Here is a 13,555-nt window from a genome sequence, read left to right as displayed (position 1 = left end):
GGGTCTTAGCCCACGGCCCCTTTTCCGTGTCCGACCGCAGATTGCAAGCTTTTGACGACCACGAATGCATTGCGCAAGTGGCTGCGTTCAAAATCAGACAATTCGGCCAATTCCATATAGTTATCGGGGGCGTCACCCCGTTTGATCTGACGCGACTGGTGCAACAGGCGGGTTTCGGCGATCAGATCATAAGCGTCCAGCAGATCGCGCGCACCCGACGGGCTAAGCACCCCTTTGGCGCCGGCTTCCTCAAGTCGGGCGCGGGTGTTCACGGCCGTCAGTTGGCCTTGCAGCGCGTAAATGCGGCCAAGATCGACGATCGGCACGACGCCGTTGTGCTTCATGTCCAGAGTATTCTTATGCTCGCCCGAGCGGATAGTCGCAAAACCACGCAAAAGCCCCAGCGGCGGGTGGTGCTTCAGCGAATTGCCGATCATATGCGCCACGAAGATCGAGTTCGCCTCGGCCGCTCTTAGCGTGTCCTCTTGCAGATCCTGAAACAGGCCGGTGGAGCCACCGATGGGGCGAAGATCAAACATGACCGAGGCCAGCATCTGCGCCATCGGATCGGGCTTTTGGATCCAGCTGCGGAAATATTCCCTCCACACACGCAGGGGCTGACACCATTGCGGGTTGGTCGCCATCATGTCGCCGGGACAATACACATAGCCACATTCATCCAGACCATCGCAGACGAATTTCGCCAGCTGTTCGAAATAGGGCATTTGGGCGTCGGTCACGGCGTCATCCAGGAACAGGCAGTTGTCCTGATCGCTGACCCCTGTCTGCTCTTGCCGTCCTTGGCTGCCGCAAGCAAGCCACAGATAGGGGACCGGTGGTGGGCCCAGTTTTTCCTCGGCCAGGGCCAGCAGGCGGCGGGTAGCGGTATCGGCGATATCGGTGATCAGGCGGGTGACGACCTCGTGACGGTTGCCGCCAGCGACCAGTTGGACCAGCAGCTGCGGAATGCGCGCGGTCACCTTGGCCATCTCGCTTGCGGTGGCGGCATGGGCGATCTCGGACACCAGTTCGGCCGAGGATACGGCCTGGAACCGGGTCAGGTCGGTTTGGGTGACGATGCCCACAAGCTTACCGCTTTCGCAGATCGGGATGTGGCCGATCTTGCGCTCCATCATCGCGTGCAGAACGTCCGATCCGATGGCGCTGGGGGACAGGGTAATCGGATCGCGGGTCATGATCCGGCTGATAGGCGTGTCCAAGGGCAGCGCCCCGGCCAAAGCCTTGTTGGACAGATCGCGCACGGTCAGAATGCCGGCCAGTTTTTCCTGATCAATGATACACAAGGACGAGATGCCGAAATCGCGCATCATGACGGCAGCAGTCTGCACGTCCGTATCCGGATCGCAGGTCTGAGGCGCGCGCGCCATCAGCGTGTCCACCCGGCTGGTGGCCAGATCATTGTCCTTGGGTTTTTGGCTGCGCGAACGATCAAAGAAGCGACGAGCCTGCTCGTTGGTTTCAAGCAGTGCTGCGAAGTCATGGGCGGGAAGCAGCAGCAAAGTGCAATCCTCGACCGCCTTGGCGCTGGTGACGGCGCGACCATCGCGCAGCAGGCCCCGCTCGCCAAACGAGTTACGCATCCCCAGCAGGGACACAGGAACGTCGTTTTCGTCGCGCACTTCGACCTGCCCCCAATGGATCAGGTAAAGACCCGGCAAATCCTCGCCATGGGCATAGACGATGTCCCCTGCCGACAACTGCAGCACCTGAAACTTGTTGGCCAGCACCTCCAGCTCGTCGGGGGGCAGCACGTCATAGGGGTGGACCGAGGTCAGAAAACGATAAAAATCTGGCAATCGAGAGGGCATTTATGGCTCCACAAGGCTCTGAAATCGCGCAGACGATAGCCTGTCAGAAGGCGCTGCAACATGATCCATCTCAGAAACGGGGATCTTTGCAAGCAATTGTTCGGAAAAAGTAATCCCGCCCATGCTTGGAATGGGCGGGATTGGAAGTTGGCAGGGACATAACGGGAGTTCGATGCCCCTGCCAGGGGATCTTAGTGGTCCTGGGCGGCACCTGCGCCACGGGGGACGCGGACGCTTTCGACCAGTTCCTTGATCTCGTCAGGGGTTTCCTCGGTCATGCCGGCGACGACATAGGCAACTGCGAAGTTGACCACAGCACCGATAGCACCGAACGAGGTGGACTTCACGGTACCCAGCAGCGGATCAGCATCGCTGAAGCTGTTGGTGCCCGGGATGAAGAACCAGCCCTTGTGCAGGAAGATGTAGACCAGGGTCACAACCAGACCAGCCAGCATGCCAGCGACGGCACCCTTGTTGTTGATCTTGGTCGAGAAGATACCCATCATCAGCGCCGGGAAGATCGACGCAGCGGCCAGACCGAAGGCCAAGGCCACGGTTTGAGCAGCGAAGCCCGGAGGGTTCAGACCAAGGTAGGTCGCAACTGCGATAGCCACACCCATAGCAACCCGCGCCGACATCAGTTCGCCTTTTTCCGAGATGCTCGGGTTGATGGCGCCCTTGATAAGGTCATGCGACACAGCAGACGAGATTGCCAGCAGCAGGCCCGCAGCCGTCGACAGCGCAGCTGCCAGACCACCCGCGGCGACCAGACCGATCACCCAACCCGGCAGGTTGGCGATTTCGGGGTTGGCCAGAACCAGGATGTCACGGTTGAACTTGGTCAGCTCGTTGCCTTTCCAGCCGTTCTCGGACGCGATTGCCTGAAGATCGGCATTCTTGTCGTTGTAGTACTGGATGGCACCGTCGCCGTTCTTGTCTTCCCAGTCCAGCAGACCGGTTTTCTGCCAGGTCGACATCCAAGCATAACGCTCTTCAGTTTCGATCTGTTGCGTGGTCACAGCACCGCCCTGGATGCCGCCGTTCGGCCACATCATTTCAGTGATGTTCAGACGCGCCATGGCACCCACAGCCGGAGCCGTCAGATACAGCAGAGCAATGAACACCAGGGTCCAGCCAGCCGACCAACGTGCGTCAGCAACGCGAGGCACAGTAAAGAAGCGCATGATCACGTGAGGCAGACCCGCAGTACCGATCATCAGCGACAGGGTGAACAGCACCATGTTGAAGGTGTCGGCGTGGTGTGCGGTGTACTCGTTGAAGCCCAGCTCAGTAACCACTGCGTCCAGTTTGGCCAGCAGAGGCTCGCCCGAAGCGGCGTGCTCGCCGAACAGACCCAGCGCAGGGATCGGAGTGCCGGTCAGTTGCAGCGAGATGAAGATGGCCGGGATAGTGTAGGCCATGATCAGAACACAGTACTGAGCAACCTGGGTGTAGGTCACACCCTTCATGCCACCAAACACAGCGTAAGCGAACACAACACAGGCGCCGATCAACAGGCCGGTGGTGTTATCCACTTCCAGGAAGCGGCCAAAGGCCACGCCCACACCGGTCATCTGACCGATCACATAGGTGGTCGAGGCAACGATCAGACAGATAACGGCCACGATACGGGCGGTTTGGCTGTAGAAGCGATCGCCGATGAACTCGGACACGGTGAACTTGCCGAACTTACGCAGGTAAGGTGCAAGCAGCAGTGCCAGCAGCACGTAGCCACCGGTCCAGCCCATCAGGAACGAGCTGTTGTCATAGCCGGTGAACGCGATCAGACCCGCCATCGAGATGAACGAGGCTGCCGACATCCAGTCAGCTGCAGTTGCCATACCGTTGGTGACAGGGTGAACGCCCCGGCCAGCAGCATAGAATTCAGACGTCGAGCCCGCGCGGGCCCAGATCGCGATGCCGATGTACAGCGCAAAAGACGCGCCAACAAACAGCAGGTTAATTGTAAACTGATCCATGGAACTTACTCCTCAACGCCGTGTTCTTTGTCCAGCGTGTTCATGCGCCAGGCGTAGAAAAAGATCAGCGCCAGGAACACAAGGATGCTGCCCTGTTGCGCAAACCAGAAGCCCAGATCGGTACCGCCGACTGCGATGCCCGACAGGGCCGGACGCAGCAGAATACCAAAGCCGAACGACACGACAGCCCAGATAACCAGGCTGACGAGAATAATACGGACGTTGGCAGACCAGTAGGCCTTGTCCGACTCGCGTGTAGTGTTTTGATCCGTCATGAAACGGGTCCTCCTCTTCCTCCAGAGCCCCGCCGATACGATGAGAGACGGCGGGACGGTGAAAACCTTACGACATTGCCTTTTCGACAATTTCCGCAAGGGCATTCGCAATCGCATCAATATCGCCCATGGCGTTGATGCCCTGCAAAACTTTTTGATCGTCGTAATACGCGATCAGCGGCGCGGTTTGCGCGTGATAGGCCTCCAGGCGGCTGGCCACCGTTTCGGCGTTATCATCTGCGCGGCGCTTCATCTCGGTGCCGCCGCACTTGTCACACACACCATCCTTGGCAGGCTGTTTGAAGCTATCGTGATAGCCTTCGCCGCAGCCAGCGCAGGTGTAGCGCCCCGAAATCCGGGTCACCATCGCCGCGTCATCCACCTCAAGGCTGATCGCAGCGTTGATTTTCTGACCGCTTTCGGCCAGCAGCGTATCCAAGGCTTCGGCCTGCACCGTGGTGCGTGGGAAACCATCCAAAATAACGCCCTTGGCGCAGTCGTCCTCGGCCAGCCGGTCACGCAGGATGTTGATCACGATCTCGTCGCTGACCAGCTCACCTGCTTCCATCACGGCCTTTGCGGCCAGACCAGCCTCGGTTCCGGCGGCAACAGCTGCACGCAGCAGATCACCGGTCGACAGTTGAACCAGCCCGAATTTCTCTTCCAGAACACGGGCTTGGGTTCCCTTCCCGGCACCCGGAGGGCCGAGAAGGATCAGAACAGCGGGGGTCGCAGCAGTCATCTGCCTTACCCCTTATTCATTCTGTTTTCGATGAGGTCGTCGACGACGGAGGGGTCAGCGAGTGTTGAGGTGTCGCCGAGGGATCCATAGTCGTTTTCTGCGATTTTGCGCAGGATGCGGCGCATGATCTTGCCCGAGCGGGTTTTCGGCAGGCCGGGCGACCATTGGATCAGGTCGGGTGCGGCGATCGGGCCGATTTCCGTGCGGACCCAGGTACGCAGTTCCTTGCGCAGCTCCTCGGTGGGTTCCACGTCGTTCATCAGGGTGACATAGCAGTAAATGCCCTGGCCCTTGATGTCATGCGGATAGCCAACCACGGCGGCCTCGGCCACCTTGGCGTGGGCGACCAGCGCGCTTTCGACCTCGGCGGTGCCCATGCGGTGACCGGACACGTTGATCACGTCATCGACGCGGCCGGTGATCCAGAAGTCACCATCGGCGTCGCGGCGGCAGCCGTCACCGGCAAAATAGTAGCCCTTGTAATCCGAGAAATAGGTCTTCTCGAACCGTTCGTGATCGCCCCAGACGGTGCGCATCTGGCTCGGCCAGCTGTCGGCGATGCACAGCACGCCCTCGGTCGGGTAATCGGTGATCTCTTCGCCGGTATGCGGGTCCAGAACCACGGTTTTGACGCCAAAGAAGGGCTTCATCGCCGAGCCGGGCTTCAGCGCGTGGGCGCCGGGCAGCGGGGTCATCATGTGGCCGCCGGTTTCGGTCTGCCACCAGGTGTCCACGATCGGGCAGTTGCCCTTGCCGACATTGTCATTGTACCAGTTCCAGGCCTCGGGGTTGATGGGTTCACCCACCGAGCCCAGAACCTTCAGGTCGCTCAGATCGTATTTTTCCACCCATTCGGTGCCCTGGCCCATCAGGGCGCGGATCGCGGTGGGGGCAGTGTAGAACTGGTTCACCTTGTGCTTTTCACACACAGCCCAGAACCGGCCCGCATCCGGATAGGTCGGCACACCTTCGAACATGATCGTGGTCGCGCCATTGGCCAGCGGACCATAGACGATATAGCTGTGGCCGGTGACCCAGCCCACATCCGCGGTACACCAGAAGATATCGCCCTCGTGATAGTCAAAGACGATCTCGTGGGTCATCGAGGCATAGACCAGATAGCCGCCGGTGCAATGCACGACGCCCTTGGGCTGGCCGGTCGAGCCCGAGGTATACAGGATGAACAGCGGATCCTCGGCGTTCATCTCGGCCGGCTTGGAGTAATCATCCGCCTCCAGCGCCAGTTCGTTATAGTCATAGTCACGACCGTCAACCCAGGTGGTCTGACCTCCGGTGCGTTTTACGACAAGACACTTAACAGTGTCCTTACAGTGCAGCAGCGCCTCGTCAGCGTTGGATTTCAGCGGGGTCTGACGGCCACCGCGCGGCGCGTAGTCGGCGGTGATCAGAACCTTGGCGTCACAGCCGTTCACACGGGCCGCCAGCGCGTCCGGGCTGAAGCCCGCGAACACGATCGAGTGGATCGCACCGATGCGCGCACAGGCCAGCATCGCATAGGCCGCCTCGGGGATCATCGGCAGATACAGGATGACCCGGTCGCCCTTGCGCACGCCCATGTCTTCCAGGATGTTGGCCATCTTGCAAACGCTGGCATGCAGCTGCTTATAGGTGATGTGCTGCGCCTCTTCGGCCGGATCATCGGGCTCGAAAATGATCGCCGTCTGATCACCGCGGGTTTCCAAATGACGGTCGATGCAGTTGGCCGCAACGTTCAGCGTGCCGTCCTCGTACCACTTGATCGAGACATTGCCCGGCTCAAAGCTGGTATTCTTTACCTTCGTGTAAGGCTTGATCCAGTCCAGACGCTTGCCATGCTCGCCCCAGAACGCATCAGGATCAGCCATCGAGGCCTCATACATCGCGTCATATTTCGCTCCATCAACATGCGCGCCGGACGCAAAGGATGCAGGTACTGGGATAATGGGGTCGGACTTAGTTTCGGATGTCACTGCAAGGTTCCTCCCTTGGATATTAAATCGGGGCCCATCATAGTTGACAGGCAAAATTAAAATTATCCGCGCTCCGACTAGAGCATAATCGAAAATGAAAACATTGGAATAAGTATGCAGAAAAGCTGAATTTATTTGTAAAATTTTTTCACTTTTCTGGAGGCCATTGTAAATTACGCTATGTGACGCGGCGTAACTGGCTGCAAAACAACACGAAAATGTGAAAACCCCGAGAGGTCGTCAGGAAGCGCAAGTCAATCGCGGGACCGCCCAGGCCAAGGGACTCCCCGGAACGGCCTGTGTGACAGAACAACACGGTCTTGATTCCCGCTCATAGAATCCCATGAGCGCAAGCTTCGCCTTTACAGTGCACTCCGCAAAGCGGCGGGTACCGTCACCCGGCGTGGGGCCTGGGCCATGATCGCATGGTCCACGACACGTTTTTTGCCGTCATGCTTGATCGCCTGGTTCAGTAGCCGCGCGCATTCGTCGAAACCATCCGAGACATCAATGTCCTGCGCCCTGGCGAAATGGGCGAACTCTTTTTCGCGGATCATCGCGGGGTCGGACCAGTTGATCCAGAAGCGTTTACCGACATTGGCCGGATCGTCCGAGCTGTCGTTATGCGCCTTGGACTGGGCGACGATCTCTTGCCTCTCGGCCATGCGCTGCGCGTAGTCGGGGGTCACATAGTGCAAGTGAAACAGCAGCAGCTGCGGATCGATGGTGAACCTGCCGCGCACCAGACCATGGCCACCGATCGTATAGACCACGCGCGATTTCACAATGCAGGGCTTGGTGTATTTGGCGCTAAGGATCGCCTGCGGATGGGCCTGCAGCACCCCGTCCGAGACATCGGCCTCGCCCTCGCTGGGGATCAGGTTCAGCCCGACAGGGGACAGTGCAACGGTGTCCGCCTGGCTGCGCGCCAAGTGATCCAGCAACCCACCGTCGTCGCCGGTATAGACGATCAGCTCGTCCACATCGGTGCAGATCACCCGGTCATAAAAGGCCAGCAGCCCGTTCGTCACCCCGCCCAGCAGATCCCAGCGGCGGCGATCCAGATCAATGGTCAGCTCTTCGCGGGGGATGTGGATGACGTTGCAGCCGGCGGCGATCTCGTTGATCTTGGGGTCTCCGCCGTGATTCAGAACATACAGGTTCCGCCGATCCACATATTGCGCATTGTGGCGGACCCATTTGTCCAGAAGCCAGTAGTCTCGCCATACCATGGTCACGAACGCTAGCTTCATACCTTTACCCTTCTGCCGTGGGACTTTGCTAACACGGATACCCCCCCCTGCCTAGCGGTTCACGCTTGGCAGCGGCACCCAAAGACAGTACGCATGCGAATAAGTTGAGGAGGAGTAAACATGACCCAGACCCCGCTGACGGAACCCACCCCGCAGGATGGCCTGTGCATCGGCCAGACCCATGGCGAAACCCGCCTATTGTGGCTGAACCTGCCCAAGCGGCGCAACGCCCTGTCGCCCGAGCTGCGCGAAGAGCTGCGGGTGCAGCTGCTGGCCGCCATTGCAGACGACGCGATCCGTGCCATCGTCATCGCCGGGGTTCAGGGGTGCTTCAGCGCGGGTGGGGACATCTCGACCATGAAGGGCATCACCTCGGTCGCTGGGCGCGCGCGGATGCAGACGGCGGGCGCACTGATGCAAACCATCATCAGCAGCCCCAAACCCATCATCGCTGCGGTCGAAGGATGGTGCGTTGGCGCCGGCCTGTCGCTGGCGGCGGCTTGCGACATCGTCGTGGCCTCGCAGGACGCCAAGTTCTCGTTGCCTTTCGGCAAGCTGGGGCTGATCCCCGACTTGGCGTCACTGTACACCCTGCCCCCGCGCATCGGCACTGGCCGCACCAAATGGCTGGCCTTTACCCGTCGGGTCATTGATGCAAAGCAAGCATTGGATTGGGGCCTTGTCGAAGAAGCCGTTGCGACAGACGCAATCCAACATGCGCTGACGCTGGCCGACGAGGTTTCCCAAGGCGCGCCCCTAACCCATGCCTATTCCAAAGAGTTGATGTCCCGGCTTCCCCTGACCCTGCCAGAATTCCTGGCGGCCGAGCGGGACACGCAGGCAATCCTTTATACATCTGAGGATTTCGCCGAAGGCTGCGAGGCGTTCTTTGAAAAGCGCGCGCCAGACTTCAAGGGCCGTTAATCAGCCAGACTTGCGCCCAGATGGCGAATGGCCAGCTCGTATCCGGCCACACCAAACCCCGCCATCACCGCATCAGCGCGCTGGCTGACATAGGAATGATGCCGAAAGGCCTCGCGTTTGTGGACCTGGCTGATGTGAACCTCGATCACCGGGCCCTCGAAAGTGTTCAGCGCGTCCAGCAACGCCACCGAGGTATGGGTCAACGCCGCCGGGTTGATCACGATCGCGGCTGCCTTTTCACGGGCCTCGTGAATCCAGTCGACCAGTTTGCCTTCCCAGTTGGATTGCAGCAGATGCACGGACAGGCCGAACTCGTTCGCGACAGAGGCGCAGGTCCGCTCGACATCCTCAAGCGTGGCGTGCCCATAGATTTCAGGCTCGCGCTTGCCCAACAGATTCAAGTTCGGGCCGTTCAGAATATAGATAGTGCGAGTCATCCGCTTTACCTTGGTCCTTGATCGTCGAGCCCTTGCGGACCCCTGCCCCTTATCGCGCGTCCGAAGGCAAGTGTTAAGCCCTAGTGTGCGTGCAGACCAGCTTGGAACTTGGCCGCGTTGAAAATCGCCGCCTGACTGGTGACCCCGTCAATCCGGAATTTGCGGCCCACGGGCACGGCGTCCAGATCCATCCGGCGTAGCCAACGTGACCAAACGGCGGGGACGATTCCGATCGTATGGGTCGCGCCCATCTGCACCGTGCAGGCCACCATCTGGCCCATGATCACGCTTTGCACCTGGATCCGCCGCGAGGCCGGAACGTCTTCAGCTATGAACAAGCGCGAGGCCTCGACGATGCGCGGGTCAACGGGCGCCTCGATGAACAGGACATCGCGGGGGATCTGCCCCAGCATCCCGCGTTGTGCGTCCCGCAGCATATAGGAAAACCCGCCACAACTGGCCGTTGTCGGCGCCAAACGGAAGCCGCCAAGTATCTCGCCATATTCGTGTACCGCCACCCAGCGGCACTGGGGCGTGTCGTACTGATCGAACTCCATGCCCTCGGTATGGGGCAAGTCCCAATGCAGCCGATCGATGAAGGTCCGCTTGCGCGCCCTCAGAAAATTCGGCAGCAGATCACCGAAGTGACCCACGTTCGAGAAAGACATCATCGTCGAACGAACATGTCCGGTCGGCGATGGGGCAGGCCTTTTGGCCGAACGTCGCACCCCCCCTGCTGGGCGGCTGGACGAAACGGGTTCAAGTTCCGGAAAGACCTGCAAAGAGCGCCCACGACGCCCTGCAACTGCAATATTCATTATTCCTGCCCGATCTTTTTTTCCCAGTTTAGACAAGCGCTTGCGCAAATCACCCAAGTTTTTTCGCTTCATAACCAAAAAAACGCCACAATGGTGCGTGTGCAACACATGTCGTAGCGTTAAGAGTGCAAAAGCAATGCAATCTTGGCCTGAAGAGCCAAGATAAGCCCCCTTTTTTTGCATCCTTTAGTTTATTTTTACTATTTTAGCGGGTTTATGCCTATTCACCAACCATTTTAAGTCATTTTTCGCCGATTAAATTTTGACCAAAAGGAAGAATGGCATTTCTCGCCGAACTTTCGCCAATTTCGTAAATTAGAAGTGAATGGCAACAGATAAGAAACGATACGGCAGCTTACGCCATGCCCCTTCGAGCATTCATCACCCAAAGCCAGCAGGATTGGCAAAAACCCGAGCGGCTTGAGCGCCAGCTTCGGGACTATGTCGATGTCACGACCAATCTGATTTGGCAGCGGCAGGCAATTTTCCTGGCCGCGACACTGTTGACGGCGTTCTACTTCAACGCGACCACGGCTGTCATCACCTACTCGGGCGTACTCTGCTCTGAGGTGTTGGACCTGATCGTTGCGCGCCGGATGAAACGCTGGAAAGGTAGCGACCTGCGCGTCGCCTATCGTTTTTTGACCGCAATCCTGTTCAACACGCTTGTCAGTTCGAGCGCGATTTGCCTGTTCATTCTGGCGGTTGCACTGCAACAGGACTCTGGCGGTCACTTCACCCCGCTGTTCTTCTTGTTTGCCGCAGCGCTGTTTGCCGCCATGAACAACCACCAGGTCGTGCCCGCATTGGTGCTGCGCCTGCTGATCTATGGCGCGACCTTTACCTATATCGCGTTGATGGACATCCTGCGGTACTACCCGCCCATCGACTCGCAGCCCTGGCTGGAGTTTTTCACGATCATTTTCGTGATGTACTTCATCATCGATATCTCGTTCCAATTCCTTAAGCTTTACCGCGCCCATGTCCGTCAGCTGGAAGAGCTGCGCCGTGAACACGAACGCACCCTGGCCGCGCTGACCGTGAAGTCTCAGTTCCTGTCCACAGTCAGCCACGAGCTGCGAACGCCGCTGACCTCGATCAAGGGTTCGCTGGACCTGGTGAATAAAGGCACGCTTGGCGAAGTGCCCCCGCAGTTGCATTCGGTGCTTGAAATCGCGGGCAAGAACTCGGTCCGTCTGGCCAACCTGATCGACGACCTACTGGATCTGCAGAAATTCGAAGCCGGCGAAATGGTGTTCAACTTTGAGGACCTCAGCGTCAAGCGCCTGCTGACCGACGCGATCGAGGCCAACGATGGCTTTGCTCAAAGCATGGACATTCAGGTCACCCCGCTGCTGCCCGAAAAGGACTTCCTGATCAAAGGCGACCGCAACCGCCTGATGCAGGTGCTCAGCAACCTGCTGTCCAACAGTTCTCGAATGAGGGCAGCCATGTTGACGTACGCGCCCGCGCCAGCGAGGACGAGGTTACAATCGCCATCATCGACTATGGTGTCGGCATTCCCGAAGGCTCGGAAGAGCGCGTTTTCGGCCAGTTCACCCAGATCGATTCCACCGACCAACGCAAAGTGGGCGGTACCGGGCTGGGCATGAATATCTCGAAACAGATTGTCAGCCGCCACAAAGGCCGGCTGGAATACCTCAGCACCCTGGGCGAAGGCACGACGTTCCTGCTGACGCTTCAGCGCGCTCATCCTGAACAGCAACCCGAAAACTGACAGCGCAAACCAGATCATAAAATCCCGTCGCCCCTTTTTATTAGTAACGAATGTAAGCGAAAATGTTCCACCCAATCCCAACAGACCTTAGCCAGCGCTATCTCAGCACGATCCTCGAAGAGCTCCACGACGAGGTCTACGTTTACGATTCGGATACCCTTCAGCTTGTCTATGCCAACAAAACCGCCAGGCTGCGCTGCGAATGGACCAAGCCCGAAGTGCGTAGCAAAAAAATCTGGGATTCCTCGGCCAATTTCGACGTCGATGGCTTTCACAAACATGTCGAACCTTTGCGCCTGGGGCTGGCCGATACGGTCACCATCGAAACCCTGCATGAAAAAGGCCTGGTCGAGATCAGCACCCGAATGCTTACATCCCTGAACAGCGGCAAGGTCTTTGTCTCGGTTCTGCGCAACCGCGAACACCGCCGCCAGTTGGAACGCGCCCGCGCCGAAGCCTTTTCCGAGATTGTCCACGACCTGCGCACGCCCCTGACCTCGATCATGGGGGCATTGAAACTGATGGAAAATGACACTGTTGGAGAGCTGCCCGCCCAGGCAAAAACCTTGGTCGCCCTGGTACAGCGCAACGCCGAGAACATGCTGTCCATCGCCGAGGACATCCTTGATCTGCAGAAACTTGGCGCCAACCCATCGGATGCAGCCGAAGATCACGAATTGCTGGACCTGGTCGCCTTGGCCAAAGAGGCCGTGACCGCACATCTGGGATATTGCGCCGTACACAATGTCTCGATCCAGCTGGTTGCCGCGCCGGATCATGGTTGGGTCAATGGCCTGCCGCTGCGTCTGCACCAGCTGTTGGCAAACCTGCTGTCCAACGCAATCAAGGCATCGCCCCCGAACGAGACCGTTCACGTCAATATCCACGAAGAGGATGAGCACTGGCAGATCCGCATCACCAACGGCGGCGAGACAATCCCCGAGCACCTGCGCGCCTCGATTTTCGACAACTATGTCCAGGCCGCTCCTGGATCTGCCTCGAAAGTGAAAGGGACCGGGCTGGGGCTGGCGATTTGTAAAAAAATTGTCAAATCACATGGTGGCGAAATCGGCGTCTCGTGCAATAGTGGGGACAGAACGACCTTCTACGTGAATCTGCCCCGGCAAACACCGCCATCGGTGCCGCGTTGATCCGCTGGAAACTGGCCGCGACAAAAAGAAGACGACCCGCGATGGAAGAGCTGAAACGAATTCTGCATGTTGATGATGACGAGGATATCCGCGTCATTGTTAAAATGGCGCTTGAGCTGGTAGGCCAGTTCGAGGTTGAGCAGTATGAATCGGGCCCCAAAGCCATCGCCAATGCTGCAGAATTTGCGCCTCAGCTGTTTTTACTGGACGTGATGATGCCGGAAATGACCGGCGAAGAAACCTGGCATCGCCTGCGCATGATCCCCGGGTTTGAAAACATACCGGCCGTGTTCCTGACGGCCAAAGCCGAAAGCGCCTTTGCCGAGCGGCTGCTGGAACAGGGATGTCTGGCCGTAATCACCAAGCCTTTCGACCCTGTGGATCTTTGCGCCAAGATCAGCCAGCACTGGGCTCAGTTCCAGTCCGAGAACGGCTGAAC

General features: G+C 58.6%; 12 protein-coding genes and 1 pseudogene. 5 read left to right on the top strand and 8 right to left on the bottom strand.

All coding sequences use genetic code 11. The features are described from left to right. Positions 1-5 precede the first annotated feature (5 nt). The 6 genes from ACOQOQ_RS11790 to ACOQOQ_RS11765 form a co-directional block, all read right to left on the bottom strand. The gene (locus tag ACOQOQ_RS11790; RefSeq protein WP_420567182.1) at positions 6-1,829 is read right to left on the bottom strand and encodes a DUF294 nucleotidyltransferase-like domain-containing protein; all 1,824 of its coding nucleotides are present in this window, start codon (positions 1,827-1,829) and stop codon (positions 6-8) included. Between the two features lie 191 nt (positions 1,830-2,020). Continuing rightward, on the bottom strand, positions 2,021-3,808 hold the full coding sequence (locus tag ACOQOQ_RS11785; protein ID WP_420567181.1) for a sodium:solute symporter family protein: 1,788 nt from the start codon (positions 3,806-3,808) through the stop codon (positions 2,021-2,023). 5 nt (positions 3,809-3,813) lie between these two features. Continuing rightward, a complete protein-coding gene (locus tag ACOQOQ_RS11780; protein WP_420567180.1) occupies positions 3,814-4,083 on the bottom strand; it encodes a DUF4212 domain-containing protein in 270 nt (89 codons plus the stop codon). A gap of 67 nt (positions 4,084-4,150) precedes the next feature. Then, a complete protein-coding gene (locus tag ACOQOQ_RS11775; protein WP_420567179.1) occupies positions 4,151-4,825 on the bottom strand; it encodes an adenylate kinase in 675 nt (224 codons plus the stop codon). A 5-nt stretch (positions 4,826-4,830) separates the two neighbouring features. Then, positions 4,831-6,795: an acetate--CoA ligase gene (gene acs, locus ACOQOQ_RS11770; protein ID WP_420567178.1), complete on the bottom strand. Its 1,965-nt coding sequence runs from the start codon at positions 6,793-6,795 to the stop codon at positions 4,831-4,833. A 362-nt stretch (positions 6,796-7,157) separates the two neighbouring features. Continuing rightward, entirely contained in the window at positions 7,158-8,048 is an 891-nt protein-coding gene (locus ACOQOQ_RS11765; protein WP_420567177.1) for a hypothetical protein, read from the bottom strand. A 120-nt stretch (positions 8,049-8,168) separates the two neighbouring features. Between ACOQOQ_RS11765 and ACOQOQ_RS11760 the strand changes: the two genes are divergently transcribed. Then, on the top strand, positions 8,169-8,972 hold the full coding sequence (locus ACOQOQ_RS11760) for an enoyl-CoA hydratase/isomerase family protein (protein WP_420567176.1): 804 nt from the start codon (positions 8,169-8,171) through the stop codon (positions 8,970-8,972). Here ACOQOQ_RS11760 and aroQ read toward each other — a convergent pair. Then, positions 8,969-9,409 (bottom strand): type II 3-dehydroquinate dehydratase, encoded by a 441-nt coding sequence (aroQ, locus tag ACOQOQ_RS11755; protein ID WP_420567175.1) that lies wholly within the window; start codon positions 9,407-9,409, stop codon positions 8,969-8,971. The two genes, ACOQOQ_RS11760 and aroQ, sit on opposite strands and share 4 nt — an antisense overlap. Before the next feature lie 80 nt (positions 9,410-9,489). Further along, complete coding sequence (locus ACOQOQ_RS11750; protein ID WP_420567174.1) at positions 9,490-10,080, bottom strand: acyl-homoserine-lactone synthase; 591 nt, start codon at positions 10,078-10,080, stop codon at positions 9,490-9,492. A gap of 509 nt (positions 10,081-10,589) precedes the next feature. Between ACOQOQ_RS11750 and ACOQOQ_RS11745 the strand changes: the two are divergent. The 4 genes and pseudogenes from ACOQOQ_RS11745 to ACOQOQ_RS11730 form a co-directional block, all read left to right on the top strand. After that, positions 10,590-11,414 (top strand): annotated as a pseudogene (locus ACOQOQ_RS11745) (histidine kinase dimerization/phospho-acceptor domain-containing protein); the annotation flags it as partial. A 305-nt stretch (positions 11,415-11,719) separates the two neighbouring features. Further along, positions 11,720-11,965 (top strand): ATP-binding protein, encoded by a 246-nt coding sequence (locus ACOQOQ_RS11740; RefSeq protein ID WP_420569767.1) that lies wholly within the window; start codon positions 11,720-11,722, stop codon positions 11,963-11,965. 62 nt (positions 11,966-12,027) lie between these two features. Then, a complete protein-coding gene (locus ACOQOQ_RS11735) occupies positions 12,028-13,116 on the top strand; it encodes an ATP-binding protein (protein WP_420567173.1) in 1,089 nt (362 codons plus the stop codon). A gap of 41 nt (positions 13,117-13,157) precedes the next feature. Next, a complete protein-coding gene (locus ACOQOQ_RS11730; protein WP_420567172.1) occupies positions 13,158-13,553 on the top strand; it encodes a response regulator in 396 nt (131 codons plus the stop codon). The last annotated feature ends 2 nt before the right edge of the window (positions 13,554-13,555 follow it).

The sequence above is a fragment of the Thalassovita sp. genome, from assembly GCF_965218685.1.
Lineage (GTDB): Bacteria > Pseudomonadota > Alphaproteobacteria > Rhodobacterales > Rhodobacteraceae > Thalassobius.
The sequence above is the reverse complement of the archived record's forward strand: the minus strand, read 5'-3'. Positions and strand labels throughout refer to the sequence as shown.